Origin of the sequence: Micromonospora sp. WMMC241 (assembly GCF_027460165.1) — a bacterium.
Lineage (GTDB): Bacteria > Actinomycetota > Actinomycetes > Mycobacteriales > Micromonosporaceae > Micromonospora > Micromonospora humi.
Genome location: NZ_JAPZBF010000001.1, coordinates 4366986 through 4383077 on the forward strand (window position 1 = coordinate 4366986; position 16092 = coordinate 4383077).

Consider the following 16092-nt stretch of genomic DNA (forward strand, 5'->3'; position numbering starts at 1 on the left):
AGCTTCCTTCCGAAACGAACGCGGTGGTCAGGCGTCGATGGCGTCGCGGTCGACGCGGTCGGCGGAGTCGATCAGCCAGTTGCGGCGGGGCTCGACCTTCTCGCCCATGAGCAGGTCGAGGATCCGCTCGGCGGCCTCGACGTCGTCGAGCGTGATCCGGCGGACCGCCCGGGTGGCCGGGTTCATGGTGGTTTCCCACAGCTCGTCGGCGTCCATCTCACCGAGACCCTTGAAGCGCGGGATCGGGGTGACGATCTGCTTGCCGGCCTTCTCCAGCTTGCGGACCGTCGCCTCCATCTCGGCCTGGGTGTAGGTGTAGGTGACCTGCGGGTTGCGCCCCTTCGTCGTGATCTTGTGCAGGGGCGGCATCGCGGCGTAGAGCCGGCCGGCCTCGATCAGCGGACGCATGTAGCGGGCGAAGAGCGTGATCAGCAGCGTCCGGATGTGCGCGCCGTCGACGTCCGCGTCGGCCATGATCAGCACCCGGCCGTAACGCAGGGTGGACAGGTCGAACGTGCGACCGGAGCCGGCACCCAGCACCTGCACGATCGCCGCGCACTCGGCATTGTCCAGCACCTGCTGGAGGTTGGCCTTCTGCACGTTGAGGATCTTGCCGCGAATCGGCAGCAGCGCTTGGTATTCGGAGGAGCGGGCGAGGCGCCCTGTCCCGAGGGCGCTGTCCCCCTCCACGATGAACAATTCACTTCTGTCGATGCCTGACGCGCGGCAGTCGACCAGCTTGGCCGGCATGGCCGCGCCCTCCAGCGCGGTCTTGCGGCGGGCCGCGTCCTTCTGCTGCTTCTGGGTGAGCCGGACCCGGGCCGCGTCGACGATCTTCTGGAGCACCGTGCGGGCCTCGGCCTTGGTGCGCCGGTCGTCCAGCCAGCTCTTCAGGTGCGCCTCGACCAGCCCCTGGAGCACCTTGGTGATGCCGGCGGTGGAGAGCTCGTCCTTGGTCTGCGAGGTGAACTGCGGCTCCGGGATGCGGACGTGCACCACCGCTGTCATGCCCTCCAGGACGTCGTCCAGGGTGGGCGCGTCCTCCTTGGGCTTGAGCAGGCCACGGGCGCTGCGGGCGGCCTCGGCGAGGGTGCGGGCCAGGGCCCGCTCGAAACCCTTGCGGTGGGTGCCGCCGTGGGCGTTGCGGATGGTGTTGGTGAAGCACTCGACGGTGCGGTCGTAGCCGGTGCCCCAGCGGAACGCGATCTCGACCTCGGCGCGGCGCTGCACGTTGGACTGCATCACGCCGTTGGCGTCGGCGGCGTTCTCGCGGTAGGTCCCCTCGCCGGTGACCAGCAGCGTGCCGGAGACCGGCCGGTCGCCGGCCGGGGCTAGGAACTCCACCATGTCGGTCAGACCGTTCGGGAAGTGGAAGCGCTCCTCGGCAGCCTGCTCGCCGGTCTCGTCACGCAGCCGGTAGGCCACGCCGGGGACCAGGAAGGCGGTGTTGCGCAGCTTGAGCCGGACCACCTCGGTGTCGAGCGCGGCGCCGGTCTCGAAGTAGCGGGGGTCGTGCCACCAGCGGATCGAGGTGCCGGTGCGCTGGCCGCGCTTCATCGCGCCGACGATCTGCAGGCCGGGGCCGGGGGTGAAGGGCGCCTCGGGGCCGTCGCCGTCGAAGATACCGGGCACGCCGTGTCGGAACGACATGGCGTGCACCTTGCCGCCACGGCGGACGGTGACGTCGAAGCGGCGGGAGAGCGCGTTGACCGCCGAGGCGCCCACGCCGTGCAGGCCGCCGGACGTCTTGTAGCCCGAGCCGCCGAACTTGCCGCCCGCGTGCAGGCGGGTGAGCACCAGCTCGACGCCGGAGATGCCGGACTTGGCGTGCACGTCGGTGGGGATGCCCCGGCCGTCGTCGTCGACCTGCACCGAGCCGTCAGCGTGCAGGATCACGTCGACCTTGGTGGCGTGACCCGCGACACCCTCGTCGGTGGAGTTGTCGAGGATCTCGTTGACGAGGTGACCCACGCCACGGCTGTCGGTCGAGCCGATGTACATGCCGGGGCGCTTGCGGACGGCGTCGAGGCCCTCCAGGTGGGTCAGGTCGTCGGCCCCGTAGAGCGTCTCAGGCTGTGCGGTCAACTGGTCGTACTCCCAGGTCTCGGCGGTGTGGTGCCGTTCACCGTGTGATGCCCCCACGGCGATCGCCGGGCGCGGCGCGCCGCAGCGAGCCTAGCCCGGCGCTCCGACAGCTCCGACGCACCCGGTGCGGTGCGTTGTCCGGTTGTGCCGGGTGGCCGGCCCGGACGGGGCGGCCGAGGGCGCGGGGAGGCGTTCGTGCACGACAACGACCGGACCCCGCGGTCGTCTTCCCGTCGTCTCCGGCCGAATTGTCAACAGCTGTCGCGTCCCGGTGTCCGGCCATTGACGCCCGTCACACGCCCGTGATCTGATCGCCCACCAAAGAATCTTTCACGTTTCGATGGATGAGGGTGAGGTGGGGCATGTCCGTGTTCCGTCGTTCCGTGCTCGCGGCGGCGCTGGCGCTCGCCACGGTGGCGCTGCCGGTCGCCGTGGCGCCCGCCGCTCCCGCCGTCGCGGCGCTGCCGACCGCCGCGGTGGCGTTGGGTGACAGCTTCATCAGCGGCGAGGGCGCCGGCGCGTACGCCCCGGTGGTCGACGTCAACGGCGTGGCGCAGGGCTTCCCCGGCTGGTCGGCCGCGAACGCCAACGCCTACTTCTGCCACCGCTCGCCGAACGCCTCCCTGTTCCGGGCCGACCTGCCGGGCATCTCCGCGCGGTTCAACCTGGCCTGCTCGGGCGGGCAGCCGTACGACATCGCCAACGCGTCGGCCACCCGGGCCAAGGGCCGTCAGGTGGCCGCCCAGCTCGACCAGCTCCGGTCCGTCGCCCGCACCCACGACATCGACCTGGTGCTGGTCGGGCTCGGCTCGAACAACAGCTCGTTCACGTTCGGCAGCGTGGCGGAGAAGTGCGCCAACCGGTTCATCGCCGACGCGTGGACCGGGTGGTGGGAGTTCTGGGCCTACCTGGGCGGGCCGGTGGAGCAGAAGCCGTGCACCGACGCCGACCTGGGCACCGCCGCGCAGTTCGCCTCGGCCACCGCGGAGACCACGGCGGCGCTGCGGCAGCTGCTCGCCACGCTCGACGAGGTGGACGCGGACGGCCAGCACCGGGTGGTGTTCCAGGACTACACCAACCCCCTGCCGTACGAGCTGGAGCAGGGTTACTGGAGTGAGGACAGCCGCGACGACACCCGGGACAAGTTCCGCGCCCTGGGCGCCGAGCGGTACGCGGCCGGCTGCCCGATCCACCGGGCCAGCCTGGCGCCCGGGCAGCGCTTCTCGCAGGGCCTCGGCACCCTGGTCAGCTCGGTGCGGAGCACGCTGGCGGCCGAGTTCCCGACCGACGACCTGGTGTATCTGAACGTGCAACGGGCGTTCGACGGCGCGCGGCTCTGCGAGTCGGCGGGCAGCCCGGCCAACGCCCTGGCCACCCCGATCCGGTTGATGGACGGCCCGAGCGGCGTCTTCGTCACCAGCCTCTCCGGCTACGACAAGCTCGACATCCAGCGGATCGCGAACGCCTGCGGCACCTACTTCCAGACCTGCCAGGAGTCGTGGCACCCGAGCGCGGCCGGTCACCAGGTGCTCGGCCGGTGCCTGAGCGGCGCGGCGGTGGCCGCCGCCCGCACGGTGTCGTGCGTGCGCGCGCCGGACGGCACGATCGCGGTGGGCTGACGTCGTGGCCGGCGTCCCCCGTCACCCGGGGACGCCGGCCAAGACCGGCCGTCAGGGCCGGAGGGCGGCACCGAGGACGTGCGGCGAGGCGGGGACCGGGATCCCGGCCTCGGGGAAGCGGAACCGGTCGACCTCGGTCACGGTGAAGCCGGCGGCCCGGATCGCGGCCAGGGTGTCGCGGGCGGTGTGGCAGCCGGCGCAGAACAGCGGCCAGAGCGTCGCGTCGGCGAGGCGCTGGGCCCGGCGCAGGCCCGGCGTCTCCGCCACCACGTGCTCGTAGAAGCGCAGCTCACCGCCGGGCCGCAGGATCCGGCGCGCCTCGCCCAGCGCGACCGACTGGTCCGGCACCGAGCAGAGCACCAGCGAGAACACCACCGCGTCGGCGGCGCCGTCGGCGACCGGCAGCGCCTCGCCCAGGCCGGCGGCCACCGTCACCGGCACCCGGGCCGCTGGTGCGGCGGCGCGGGCGAGGGCACGCAGCCGCGGCTCCGGCTCCACGGCGAGCACCCCGGTGACGGCCGGCGGGTAGTGCGGCAGGTTGCGCCCGTTGCCGGCGCCGACCTCGACCACCCGGCCGCGCAGCCCGGTCACCAGGCGGCGCCGGTGCGCGGCCATCCCGGCGGCGTCCAGGGCGACGCTGGCGCGGGCGAACTGCCGGGCGAAGATCGGGTGGGAGACGCCCATCAGCGGGCCACCGGGGCCACGCCGAGACTGAGCAGGAGCGGGCCGGCCGGCCCGTCCACCAGGTCGCCGAGGCGTACCCCGTCGAGCACGGCCAGAAAGGCGGCCTGGGCCCGGCGCAGCTCGCCGCGCAACCGGCAGCCGGCGACCAGCGGGCAGGCCGGCGCGGCGCAGTTGACCACCTCGTCGTCGCCCTCGAACGCGCGTACCACCTGCCCGACGGTCAGCTCGCCGGCGTGTTCGGCGAAGGCCACCCCGCCGGACCGGCCCCGGATGGTCACCAGGACGCCGAGCCGCTGCAGCCGTTGGACCACCTTGGCGACGTGGCTGCGGGGCAGCGCGAGCCGGGTGGCGAGCTCGTCGACCGTGGCGCGGACCGGCGACGCGGCGGTCAGCATGGCGATCCGCAGGGCCATGTCGGTCGACCGGTTGAGCCTCACGCCTCCGACCCTAACGAGTCCACGGCGATCGCGACACGGGTCGGATCCCGGTGACACCCGCCACGTCCCGCGCGGGACTTTCGACCCTGAAGCGGAATCTCGGATTCCTGTTTTCTGGGCGCTGACCCGTTCGACGCCCAGAAGGAGACGATCGTGCTCTCGGAAACCTCCACGGCCGTGGTGTCCGCCACGCTGCCCGCCGTACGGTCACACGGCGAGGCGATCACCGGCCGGTTCTACCGGCGGATGTTCGACGCCCACCCGGACCTGCTGGACCTCTTCAACCGCGGGAACCAGGCCACCGGGCAGCAGAAGGCGGCCCTGGCCGCCGCGGTGGTCGCGTACGCCGGACACCTGACCGGCGACACCGCCGGCACGCCGTGGGGGCAGATCCTGGACCGGATCGCGCACAAGCACGCCTCGCTCGGCATCACCGCCACCCAGTACCCGATCGTCGGCCGGCACCTGCTCGCCGCGGTCGGCGACGTGCTCGGCGACGCCGTCACCCCGCCGGTGGCCGCCGCCTGGGACGAGGTCTACTGGCTGCTGGCCTGCGAACTCATCGCCCGCGAGGCGCGGCTGTATGCCGGGGCGGGCGTGCCGGAGGGCGGCCCGGTGTGGCGGGACTGGCGGGTGACCGGCCGGGTCCGGGAGACCGCCGACGTGGTGTCGTTCACCCTCGCGCCGGCCGACGGGGGACCGCCCGGCGACTTCGTGCCCGGCCGGTACGTCTCGGTCGCGGTCGACCTGGGCCGGGGCCGGGGGCAGCAGATCCGGCAGTACAGCCTGTCCGGCCGGCCCGGCGCGGACGAGTGGCGGATCACCGTGAAGCGGGTCCGGGGCGAGGGCGGCGCGCCGCCCGGTCTGGTCTCCGGCCACCTGCACGATCGGGTGGACGTCGGCGACACGCTCCGGCTGAGCCCGGCGTTCGGCGAGGTCGACGCGACCGGCGACGGTGGGCCGCTGCTGCTGGTCAGCGCCGGCATCGGTCTCACCCCGGCGATGGCGGCACTGGCCCACCTGGCCGAGAAGGACCCCGACCGGGAGGTGACGTTGGCGCACGCCGACCGGGCCGCCTCGACGCACGCCCTGCGGCACGAGCTGCCGGCGTTGCAGGAGCGGCTGCCGAACCTCGCGGTCCACCTCTGGTACGAGGACGCGGCCGGCGCCGAACCCTCCCCGCTCAAGGCGCACGTCACCGCCGGGCTGGTCGACCCGGACCGGATCCCGGTCACCGCCGGTACGGCGGCGCACCTGTGCGGGCCGATCGCGTTCATGAACCTGGTCCGCGGCAGCCTGGTGCGCCGGGGGGTGCCGGCCGGGCGGATCGCCTACGAGGTGTTCGGGCCCGGGATGCTGCCCGGCTGACCGGCGAGCGGCGCGGCGGGTCCGCCCACCGCTTGCTACCCGCCGGTAGCTACGCTGGGCCGGTGAGTGGCGAGTACGCGCAGGAGTACGTGGACGTCGACGGCGCGCGGATCGGCGTGCAGATCCACCCGGAACCGGACGGGCCGCCCGGCGCGCCGGTGGTGCTGATCTGGCCGGCGATGGGCGTCCGCGCCCGCTACTACCGGCCGTTCGCCGCCGCGCTGCGCGACGCCGGCTTCGCGGTGATCGTGGCGGACCTGCGCGGCACCGGGGAGAGCACTCCCGCGCCGTCCCGCGCCTGCCGGTACGGCTACGCCGAGCTGGCCGGCGACGTCGGCACGGTGCTGGACGCGCTCAAGCCCCGGTTGGACGGGCGCGTCCGGGTGCTGCTCGGGCACTCCCTCGGTGGCCAGGTCGCCGTGCTGCACCAGGCGCTGCACGACGCCGGCCGGGTCGACGGGCTGGCCCTGGTGGCCGTGGGCCTGCCCTGGTGGCGGCGGTACCCGGGACGGCGCGGCTGGGGCGTGCTGCCGTACACCCAGGGCATCGCGGGGGCGGCCCGGGTGCTCGGCGTCTGGCCCGGTTGGGGGTTCGGCGGCCGGCAGGCGCGCGGCGTGATCCGCGACTGGGCGCACACCGCGCGCACCGGGCGGTTCCCGGCGCTCGACGGGGTGGACACCGAGGCCGCCGTGCGGCGGATCCGGACACCGGTGCTCGCGGTCAGCGTCGACGACGACCAGTACACGCCGCACGAGACGCTGGACCACCTCTGCGACAAGCTGACCGCCGCGCCGGTGACCCGGCACCGCTACACCGTCGCCGAGGCGGGCGCCCCGCTCGACCACTTCACCTGGGTCCGCGCCGCCGCACCGCTGGCCGCCCGGCTGGCCGCGTTCGCGGGCTCGCTGCCGTCGCGTATCCCGGGGGCGTGAGCAGGCCGAGGACGGGTATGCCGCACCGCCCGAACACGGCGGAGGGGGATCAGATGTCCGAACGGCACACCGCGTTGCGCTCGATGCACGACCTGGGCCTGGCGGCCTGGTTCGGCGGCTCACTGATGGGGGCGCTCGGCGTCAACGGCGCGGCGGCACGAATCGACGACACCACGCAGCGGCTGCCGATCGCCTCGGCCGGCTGGGCCCGGTGGACCCCGGTGAACGCGGCGGCGATCGGCGCCCACCTGGCCGGCGCGGTCGGCGAACTGGTCACCGAGAGCCCGCGGATGGCCCGGCAGGCCGGCGTGGGCAAGGCGAGCGCGGTGAAGACCGCGCTGACCGTCGGCGCGCTGGCGGTCACCGGTTACAGCAAGCTGGTCGGCATGCGCCTGGAGAAGGCGGGCGGGCCCCCGGTCGACGGGACCACCGAACCCAACCACCACACCCCGGCGAGCGTCGCCGCCAGTCAGCGGCAGATGCGGATGCTCCAGTGGGCGATCCCGGCGCTGACCGGCGCGCTGGTCGTGGTGACGGCGTACATGAGTGAGCAGCAGAAGCCGGGGCAGGTGTTCCGCGGCATGCTCAGCCGGGCCGGCGGGGTGATGTCCACGCCGAAGAACCTCGGCAAGATGGCCGCCGTGGGCGCGGTCGGCCGGCAGCTGGTCACGTCCGGTCGCTGAGACCACCGCGCGGCCGGTGACCCACATCGGGGTGGGTCACCGGCCTCGCGGTGCCCGCTCAGGAGCCGGTGCCGTCCTCACCCGGGCGGCCCGGCGCGGCCTGCTCGTTCGCCGGCACCGGCGACTCGGCCACCGGGTGCCCGGTGTCGTCCACCAGGCCCGGTGCCATGCTGCCGCCGTGCGCCTCCTCGGCGTCCCGGGTCGCCCGGGGATCCCGGTCGTCCGGGGCCGTCTCGTCCCGCCGCTCGTCCACGTGTCCCCCCTCGCTGTCGTTCCCGGCCGGTACCCGCGAGGTCGACGGGAAAACCTTCAGGCCCGCGCGCCGGCGGGCACCACGCCGAGCAGGTCGGCGAGGCGGGCGGCGTCGCGCTGGGCCTGGTCCCCGCAGCAGTTGTTCATCAGCACGTGCAGCTCGGCGCACTGGTCGGCCAGCTCGCGCAGCAGCACCGACCAGTGCCGCAGCTCCCGGTCGCCGTAGGCGTAGCGGAACCGCTCCTGCTTGTCGCCGCTCTCCCAGGCCTCGCTGTGGCCGTGGAACCGGACCACGGCCAGGTCGGTGGTGGCGACCAGGATCGGCGGCACCGAGGAGGCGTGCCCCTGCGGCATGTCCACGCAGCCGTAGCCGAGCCCGTGCTCGCGCAGGAACGTCACGGTGTCGACCACCGCGTCCTCGGTGAACCAGGAGGAGTGCCGCAGCTCGACCGTGACCGGATGAGGACGGCACCGCTGCGCGGCGGCCACGATCCGCCGCCGGGCCGCGTCGCCGCGGGCCAGCCAGGGCGGAAACTGCAACAGCACCGCGCCGAGCCGGTCGGCCGCCGCGAGCGGCGCCAGCGCCGCGTGGAACCGGTCCCACAGCTCGTCGTACGCCCCGGCGGGCAGGTCGCGCCACCGGATCCGGCTCGGCCCGCCGGCCGGTCGCAGGTCCTTCGGCAGCGCCTCGACCGGGGTGTGGTGGCCGGTGAACAGCCGGAACGCCTTGACGTCGAAGGTGAAACCGGGCGGGGTGGCGTCCGCCCAGGCGGTCGTCGTCTCCACCGCCGGCACCGCATAGTACGAGGTGTCCACCTCGACCAGTCCGAAGTGCTCGGCGTACCAGCCCAGCCGGCCCGCCGGGGTGTTGGTCCCGCGGGGGTACCAGCCGGAACGGACCAGCATCGCATCGGCCCACGAGGACGTGCCCACCTTGATGACACCCATGTCATTCAGTTCACCGCGAACCGGACGGACCGGCAACCGGAGGCTCCGGTGTGGAGCGCACGGGATGTCGGTGCGGGGTCCTACCGTGACATCGGGTCGTCGATCGAGAGGAACGAGCGACATGGACGTCACCGACCAGGTTCTCACCGGCGAGCGGGCCGACCTGCTCGAATCGCTGCGCCGGCACCGCGGCTTCCTCCGCCAGACCGTGGCGGGGCTGGACGACGAGCAGGCGGCGCGCCGCAGCACGGCCAGCGAGCTGTGTCTCGGCGGGATCGTCAAGCACGTGGCGAGCACCGAACGGAGCTGGGCGCGGTTCGCGGTCGGCGGCGCCGAGGCGATGCGCGGCGAACCGGTCGACTGGGCCGGCCAGTTCCGGATGGTCGAGGGCGACACCCTGGCCGGGCTGCTCGCCGAGTTCGACCGGGTGGCCGCCGAGACGGACACGCTGGTCGCCACGCTCGACCTGGACACCGCACACCCGCTGCCGGACGAGCCGTGGTTCACCCCGGGCGCCGCCTGGACGGTCCGCCGGGTGCTGCTGCACCTGGTCGCCGAAATCTCCCAGCACGCCGGCCACGCCGACATCATCCGCGAGTCGATCGACGGGTCGAAGACCATGGGTTGACCGGTCGCAGTGACCGGTCTCACGCGGTCGGCGGGGTTCGGCGTGTGACGCTCGGGCAGGTGGCGGCGCTGAGGGTCACGAGATGGACGCACCCCGCCTGGACCAGGAAACCGTCGAGCGACTGCTCGACGGTTCGCGCGGCGGCGTGCACACTGCTCCACCGACGCTCGTCCGGTGCCTCGACGCCGTCCGCGCCGGGCCCCGGTCCGGGGAACTCGACGGCGAGGCAGCCGCTGTCGCGCAGTTCCGGGCGGCCCGGGCGTCGCTCGCCGGCCGGCAACCGGCGGTCGTCCCGGTGCGCCGACCGGCCGTGGGCGCCGGTGGTGGGTCGGACGACCGCCCCGCCCGACGGGTCGCCACCCTGCTCGGCGTCAAGGTCGCCCTCGCCACCCTGGCCGCCACGCTCACCGGCGGCGTCGCGCTGGCCGCGGTGACCGGCAACCTGCCCGGGGCCGGCCGGGGCGAGGCGCCACCGTCCGACCGCACCACCAGCACCGCCGCCGCACCGTCCACGACCGGGTCGGCGCCCACGGCCCACCCGACCCGCCCGGCCGGCGGCCCGACCGCCGGCGCGCCCGACCTGTCGACACCGGCCGGGCTCTGCCTCGCCTACCGGGCTGTCGGCGAGGCCGAGCGGGGCCGGGCCCTGGCGGCGCCGGCCTTCGCCGGCCTGGTCGCCGCCGCGGGCGGCGCGGACCGGGTGCCCGGCTACTGCACCGGACTGCTCGCCGGCTCCGGCTCCCCGGGGCCGGCCGGACCGCCCTCCGGCTCGGGCCCGACCGGCCACCCGGCCGGCCCACCCACCGGGACACCGGCCCCGAGCGTCCCCGACCCGGGCACCGGCGGACCGCCCTCCGACACCGCCACCCCCACGTCCGGTGCCGCCCGGACACCAGGCGAACCCACGCCCGGCGCCCGCCGCACGCCGGCCGGCCGCGGTTCCGGCACGGCGCGGCCACCGACGGACGGCGTACCCACCCCGGGCGGGCCGCCGACCGGCTGACGACCGGCTGGTAACTTGCGCCGATGACCCCCCGGCGTCGCCGACCGGCGATCCTCCTCCGCGCGGCAGTGGTGCTCGGCGTGGTGGCCGGCATCGTGCTCACCGCGCTCGGCCCGGCCACGGTGACCGGCCTGCTGCCCTACTTCACCATCCAGAGCAACGTGGCCGTCGGCGTCCTCGCCGGCTACGCCGCCTGGTGCGCCGCGCGGGACCGCCCGGAACCACCCAGCGTGCTCAAGGGCGCGGTGACCCTCTACATCACCATCACCGGCACGGTCTACCACCTGGTGCTGGCCAACCCCGCCAGCCCGTTCGCGATGACCCAGCCGCACCGGGAGCCGGGCGAGTGGTGGGGCAACCAGCTCCTGCACACCGTGGTGCCGCTGCTCGCGGTCGCCGACTGGGCGCTGTTCGACCGGCGCGGCCGGCTCCGCCCCCGGTACGCCGCCTGGTGGTTGGCGTTCCCGCTGGCCTACCTCGGCTTCGCGCTGGTGCGCGGGCTCGTCGTGCACCGCTACCCGTACCCGTTCCTCGACGCCGGGCAGCTCGGCTACGACGGTGTCGGGCTCAGCGCGCTCGGGTTCGCCACCGTGTTCTGGCTGCTGGGCCTGCTCCTCGTGGGCGTCGACCGGCTGCTCGCCCGGGCCGCGCCGCCGGCCACCCTGAAGGAGGGGCCCCCGCTTGACGCCTCCGGTAGAGAAAGGGCCCCTTCTCAACGGTGAGCAGGCCCGGTCAGGCGGCGCGGCGGGCGCCCTCCCCCTGGCCGCCGCGCTTCCGCCGGCCGCTGTCCCGATCCCGGCCGTACGCGTCGGTCCGCCCCCACCGGCCCGGCACGTCGAGCAGCTCGATCCGGCCGTAACCGGCCGGGATCACCGGATTCACCAGCAGGTTGTCCGCGCACGGACGCAGCCCGAGCATGGTCGCGAGCAGCATCAGCAGGCCGCCCGAGGCCCACGACTGCGGACGGCCGGCCGCCGGTAGCTGCACCGGATACTTCGTGAGCCGGCGCGGATAACCGGCGATCACCTCCGGGACCGACCCGCCGAGCGTCTCCGCCATGGCGAACACGCCGGCGGTGATCCGGGCCGCCTCGTCGTCGTAGCCGTAGCGGCGCAGGCCGGCGGCGACGAACGCGTTGTCCGACGGCCAGACCGCGCCGAGGTGCGCGCCGACCGGGTTGTACGGCCGCTGCCCGTCGGCGTACGTGCGCACCCCCCAGCCGGTGAAGAGATCCGGCCCGCAGAGGTGCGCGGCCAGCGAGTCGGCCCGCTCGGGTTCGACGATGCCGCTCCACAGCAGATGCCCGACGGCGGAGGTGAGCGCGTCGACCGGCTTCCCGTCGGGGGTGACGGCCAGCGCGTAGTAGCCCCGCTGCGGCAGCCAGAAGTCGTGGTTGAACCGTTCCCGCAGGCGCGCCGCGTCGGCTTCCAACCGCTCGGCGTACTCCGGGTCGTCCCAGAACTCGCGGGCCAGCCGGGCGCCCCGGATCCGCGCGTCGTACGCGTACCCCTGCAGTTCGCAGGTGGCCCGCGGGTAGCCCGGCACCACGCCGTGCCGGTCCACGATCGCCTCCGGCGAGTTGCGCCAGGTCTGGTTGGCCACCCCGTTGGTCGTGTTGCGCGGCTGGTAGCGCAGGTAGCCGTCGCCGTACGGGTCGCCGTACTCGGTCATCCAGTCCAGCGCCATCCGGGCCGGGTGGCGCAGCTCCCGGACCAGGTCGGCGTCGCCGGTCCAGCGTTCGTACTCGTCGAGCAGGACCACGAAGAGCGGGGTGGTGTCGGCCGCGCCGTAGTAGAGCGCGGTGGGCTCGTCGTCGAACGCCGCCGCCTCGCCGTACCGCAGCTCGCCGAGGATCTTTCCGGGCTCCTCGTCGTGGTAGTCGTCGAGCTGGCCGCCCTGCGCCAGCGCGAGCATCCGCAGCGTCGCCGGGGTCAGCTCCGGGGTGAACGGCAGCGTCTCCAGGCAGGTGAACAGCGCGTCGCGGCCGTACAGCGTCATGGCCCACGGCAGGCCTCCGACCGGCACCGGCTCGGCGTACGCCAGCGGGGTGTAGCGCAGCGCGGCCAGGTCGGTCAGGGCCTGCCCGTACGCGGCCGCCAGGGGCTTACGGTCGGCGACCAGTTCCGGCGCCTGGTCGCACCAGCGGGCCAGGTCGTCGCGCATGGTCCGCCGGACCTGCTCACGGTGGGAGTCGATGTCGGCCCGCAGGTCCCGTTCCCCGGCGCCCTGGATGACCATGCTGACGTGCAGGTCGGTGCGCCAGGCGCCGTTCGGCTCGATCCGGATCCGGAAGGTCATCCCCCGCTGGTCGACGTCGACCGGGGCGGTGCTGGAGACGCACGTCTCCCGGGTGAACCGCCCGCGCCGGTGGCGGATCCGCAGCTCGCCGCGCTGCGGGTCGGCGGTGGCCGTCGGGCGGCGCGGGCCGGGGTGGCGGATCTCGGCGGTGTCGGCGAAGTCGCTGCCGATCTCCATCCGCACCGTGAAGTCGGCCGGTTCGGCGGAGTGGTTCAGCACCGTGAGCTGCTCGTGGAATCCCTCGTCGAGGCAGCGGTGCCGGATCACCGACACGTCGGCGTCGACGTAGTGGCTGGCCGCGCCGGGCACCAGCACGAAGCGGGTCTCGAAGTAGGTCAGGTCGTCCCGCGACAGCGACTGCAACCGCTCACCGTCGACGGTCAGCACCCAGTGGGACAGGAACCGGGTGTCGAAGGAGAACAGGCCGATCGGGGCGCACGGGTGCGCTTCCATGTCGCCCTGCGCGTCGCCCATGGCGAAGGCGTTGCCGGCCAGGACGGAGACGAGTTCCTGCTTCATCGCGGCACCGGCCGGTAGGGGAGGCCGGCCACGTCCCGGGGGTGCCGCGCGTCCGGCGGGCCGGGGAAGAGCCGGCGCAGGGTCATCAGCAGCCGCAGGTTGCCCTGCCCGGCGAGGTCGTTGCGCAGCAGCGCCGCGGCCAGGTGCAGGCGTCCGGCGGCGATCCGGTCGAACACCTCCCGGTCGGCGCGGACCACCAGGTCCGCCTCCTCGGCCGAGCGCTCCACCCGGACGTCCTGCCGGTCGATGGTCAGATACCAGTGCTCGGTCCGGCCGCCCTCCAGCATGTCCAGGCGGACCGTGCCGGACGTGGTCTCCGGCAGCTCCGGGTGCCGGCCGGCCGCCGCCCGGGCCAGGTGCTCCGCGGCCGAGGTGCTCATCGTGCCTCCCTTGTCCCCAGGTGGCGGCGGCCCGGCTCGCGCGCCGTCGCCCGTGCCGCAGCGTTCCCGCCGGACGGGTGAGACCAACTCACCCGATGCGGGTGAGACGGCTGGGGGCGCCGGGTACTCCGAGGGGCATGTCGACCTACGGGGACGCCGCCACCGACCGGATCCTGCTGGCGCTGCTGACCATGCAGCGGGAGTCCTGGGAGCAGGGCCTCACCGGCCAGGCGTTGCTGGACCTCGGCCGGCCGGAGGCGGCGACGCTGGTCGCGGACGCCGCGGTGACCCGGCAACGGCCCGACGGCCGGCTCGGCGAGCTGGCCGGCTCGATCGCCGCGGTCAACGGCGCCGCCTGCGGCGAGGTGGTCCGGCACGCGGCGTCCACCACCGGGGAACCGAGGTACGCCACCGCGTTGGCCGCGCAGCTCGACTGGCTGACCCGCCGGGCGCCGCGCGCCGCCGACGGCACCCTGTTCCACCTGCTCGACGGCCGCCAGGTGTGGGCGGACACGGTGTACATGGTGGTGCCGCTGCTCGCGCTCACCGGCCGGGCGGAGCTGGCCGCCGCCCAGGTCGCCGGGCACCGGCGCCGGCTGTACGACCCGGGCACCGGCCTGTACGCGGCACGCTGGGACGAGGATCGGGGCGAGCTGGACCGGCCGCAGCCGTGGGGCACCGGCAACGGCTGGGTGGTCGCCGGGATCGCCCGGGCGTTACGCCTGGCGCCGCAGTGGCCGGCGGGGCTACGCGCCGAGCTGGCCCGGCACGCCGAGGAGGTGTTGACCGCCTGTCTGCGCCACCGCACCGACGACGGGCTCTTCCCCGACGTGCTCGACGACCCCGGCACGTTCCGCGAGGCCAACACCGCCCAACTGCTCGGCTACGCGGCATCGACCGGGGTGGCCGACGGCTGGCTGCCGCCGTCGTGGCTCGACACCGGGGCCGAGCTGCTGGCCGCCGCGAGCCGGCGGGTGGACCGGTACGGGCGGGTCACCGGCGTCAGCGGCGCACCGGACTTCGCCGGCCCGGGCACCTCCCCCGAGGCGCAGGCCTGCCACCTGCTCGGGCAGGCCGCGCTGCGCCGCGCCCGGGCGGCGGTCAGTCCCGCGTGACGAGCCCGCGCACGTACGCCGCCTGCCCGACGTGCTGCAGGTCGTCGTCGAGCACGCTGACCAGCCGCACCCCGAGCGTGACCGGCGGGTCCCAGCTGTCGTCCACCACCCGGTCCAGGTCGGCCGGGCCCAGCCCGCGCAGGTACGCCAGGCTCCGCTCGACCACCGCCCGGTGGTAGTCGAGCAGCACGCCGCCGTCCTCCGGTCGCACGGCGGCGATCTGCTCGGGGCCGTGGCCGTAGCCGGTGTCGTCCGGGTCGGGTCGCAGGCCGCACCGCCCGGCCCAGTCGCCGGTCACCCAGAGCTGCTCGGCGCCGAGCAGGTCGGCGACGTGGTGGTCCTGGATCCGGGTCAGGTGCCAGACCAGCCAACCCACCGGGTTCGCCCCGTCCGCCGGGGCCTGCCGCAACCGCTCCGGGTCGAGCCCGTCGAGCGCCCCGGCGACGAGGTCCGGCAACCGCCCGTACGCCTCGGTCAGCAGATCGTTCACGTCCACGTGCGCCTCACTCCCCCACCGTCTCGTGTCGTCCCCCGAGGCAGTACCGCCCAGCGTGCCCGGCAAACCTGCCGCCTAGGGTGAGCGGGTGGTCGCGGCGCTGGAGCTGTATCTCGACACCGACGCCACCCGGCGGATCCGGGTGTTGTGGGACCTGCTGGAGTCCGGCGGGGTGCCGAGCCTGCGGTCGCTGCTGGACCGGCGGCACCGCCCGCACGTGTCGCTGGCGGTCGCGCCCCGCCTCGACCCGCGGCGGGTGGCCGAGGCCCTCGCGACGACGGTGGTGGCCGCGCCGCTGCGACTGGAGTTCCAGCACGCCGGCCAGTTCGTCGGGCGGGTGCTCTGGCTCGGGCCGGCGCCGACGGCGGAGCTGCTCGCCCACCACGCCGCCGTGCACGAACGGCTGGCCGGGGCCGGGATCGACGTGGTGGAGCACTACCGACCGGGGCGCTGGGTGCCGCACTGCACGCTCTCCATGCGGGTGCCGAACCCGCTGATGGCCGCCGCGGTGCGCCGCTGCCTGGAGGTGCTGCCGCTGACCGCCACCGTGGTCGGCGCCGCCGTCACCGACCACGCCCGCGACATCTCCCATCCCCTCCCCTGAGCCGCGGTCGGTCCTCGACGCGGCCTTTCGGGCGGACGCCG

Annotated in this window: 17 protein-coding genes; 9 read left to right on the forward strand and 8 right to left on the reverse strand. The window is 74.7% G+C overall.

The window, feature by feature from the left end:
- Positions 1-27: 27 nt before the first annotated feature.
- Positions 28-2085: a DNA gyrase/topoisomerase IV subunit B gene (locus O7598_RS19645; RefSeq protein ID WP_269692783.1), complete on the reverse strand. Its 2058-nt coding sequence runs from the start codon at positions 2083-2085 to the stop codon at positions 28-30.
- A gap of 362 nt (positions 2086-2447) precedes the next feature.
- Here O7598_RS19645 and O7598_RS19650 point away from each other — a divergent pair, with 362 nt between their 5' ends.
- A complete protein-coding gene (locus tag O7598_RS19650) occupies positions 2448-3704 on the forward strand; it encodes a hypothetical protein (protein ID WP_269692784.1) in 1257 nt (418 codons plus the stop codon).
- A 51-nt stretch (positions 3705-3755) separates the two neighbouring features.
- Here the strand turns inward: O7598_RS19650 and O7598_RS19655 are convergent, their stop codons facing one another.
- Positions 3756-4388: a class I SAM-dependent methyltransferase gene (locus O7598_RS19655; RefSeq protein WP_269692785.1), complete on the reverse strand. Its 633-nt coding sequence runs from the start codon at positions 4386-4388 to the stop codon at positions 3756-3758.
- A complete protein-coding gene (locus tag O7598_RS19660) occupies positions 4388-4825 on the reverse strand; it encodes an RrF2 family transcriptional regulator (protein WP_269692786.1) in 438 nt (145 codons plus the stop codon). Before O7598_RS19660 ends, O7598_RS19655 begins: the two co-directional genes overlap by 1 nt.
- A 114-nt stretch (positions 4826-4939) precedes the next feature.
- Between O7598_RS19660 and O7598_RS19665 the strand changes: the two genes are divergently transcribed.
- The 3 genes from O7598_RS19665 (at position 4940) to O7598_RS19675 (ending at position 7808) form a co-directional block, all read left to right on the forward strand.
- The gene (locus O7598_RS19665; protein ID WP_332367409.1) at positions 4940-6193 is read left to right on the forward strand and encodes a globin domain-containing protein; all 1254 of its coding nucleotides are present in this window, start codon (positions 4940-4942) and stop codon (positions 6191-6193) included.
- Positions 6194-6255: 62 nt separating this feature from the next.
- Positions 6256-7125: an alpha/beta hydrolase family protein gene (locus O7598_RS19670; RefSeq protein WP_269692788.1), complete on the forward strand. Its 870-nt coding sequence runs from the start codon at positions 6256-6258 to the stop codon at positions 7123-7125.
- A 53-nt stretch (positions 7126-7178) separates the two neighbouring features.
- Entirely contained in the window at positions 7179-7808 is a 630-nt protein-coding gene (locus O7598_RS19675; protein WP_269692789.1) for a hypothetical protein, read from the forward strand.
- 58 nt (positions 7809-7866) lie between these two features.
- Here O7598_RS19675 and O7598_RS19680 read toward each other — a convergent pair whose 3' ends face one another.
- Positions 7867-8061, reverse strand: a complete 195-nt coding sequence (locus O7598_RS19680) for a GTPase activator (RefSeq protein WP_269692790.1) — start codon at positions 8059-8061, stop codon at positions 7867-7869.
- Between the two features lie 56 nt (positions 8062-8117).
- Positions 8118-9008, reverse strand: coding sequence for a DUF72 domain-containing protein (locus O7598_RS19685; RefSeq protein ID WP_269692791.1), 891 nt, complete (start codon positions 9006-9008; stop codon positions 8118-8120).
- 121 nt (positions 9009-9129) lie between these two features.
- Here O7598_RS19685 and O7598_RS19690 point away from each other — a divergent pair, with 121 nt between their 5' ends.
- The 3 genes from O7598_RS19690 (at position 9130) to O7598_RS19700 (ending at position 11361) form a co-directional block, all read left to right on the forward strand.
- On the forward strand, positions 9130-9636 hold the full coding sequence (locus O7598_RS19690; RefSeq protein ID WP_269692792.1) for a DinB family protein: 507 nt from the start codon (positions 9130-9132) through the stop codon (positions 9634-9636).
- A gap of 82 nt (positions 9637-9718) precedes the next feature.
- Positions 9719-10639, forward strand: coding sequence for a hypothetical protein (locus tag O7598_RS19695; protein ID WP_269692793.1), 921 nt, complete (start codon positions 9719-9721; stop codon positions 10637-10639).
- A 23-nt stretch (positions 10640-10662) separates the two neighbouring features.
- On the forward strand, positions 10663-11361 hold the full coding sequence (locus O7598_RS19700; protein WP_269692794.1) for a Pr6Pr family membrane protein: 699 nt from the start codon (positions 10663-10665) through the stop codon (positions 11359-11361).
- A gap of 10 nt (positions 11362-11371) precedes the next feature.
- On the opposite strand, the gene O7598_RS19705 is transcribed toward O7598_RS19700, so the two are convergent.
- Together O7598_RS19705 and O7598_RS19710 are read right to left on the reverse strand one after the other, a co-directional pair.
- Positions 11372-13456, reverse strand: a complete 2085-nt coding sequence (locus O7598_RS19705) for an amylo-alpha-1,6-glucosidase (RefSeq protein WP_269692795.1) — start codon at positions 13454-13456, stop codon at positions 11372-11374.
- Positions 13453-13836, reverse strand: coding sequence for an SCP2 sterol-binding domain-containing protein (locus O7598_RS19710; protein WP_269692796.1), 384 nt, complete (start codon positions 13834-13836; stop codon positions 13453-13455). The genes O7598_RS19705 and O7598_RS19710 overlap by 4 nt, the downstream gene beginning before the upstream one ends.
- Before the next feature lie 137 nt (positions 13837-13973).
- Here O7598_RS19710 and O7598_RS19715 point away from each other — a divergent pair, with 137 nt between their 5' ends.
- Positions 13974-14951 (forward strand): glycoside hydrolase family 88 protein, encoded by a 978-nt coding sequence (locus O7598_RS19715; RefSeq protein ID WP_269692797.1) that lies wholly within the window; start codon positions 13974-13976, stop codon positions 14949-14951.
- Here the strand turns inward: O7598_RS19715 and O7598_RS19720 are convergent.
- Complete coding sequence (locus O7598_RS19720) at positions 14938-15447, reverse strand: mycothiol transferase (protein ID WP_091071499.1); 510 nt, start codon at positions 15445-15447, stop codon at positions 14938-14940. The genes O7598_RS19715 and O7598_RS19720 overlap by 14 nt on opposite strands.
- Before the next feature lie 88 nt (positions 15448-15535).
- Between O7598_RS19720 and O7598_RS19725 the strand changes: the two genes are divergently transcribed.
- Positions 15536-16051, forward strand: a complete 516-nt coding sequence (locus O7598_RS19725; RefSeq protein WP_269692798.1) for a 2'-5' RNA ligase family protein — start codon at positions 15536-15538, stop codon at positions 16049-16051.
- The last annotated feature ends 41 nt before the right edge of the window (positions 16052-16092 follow it).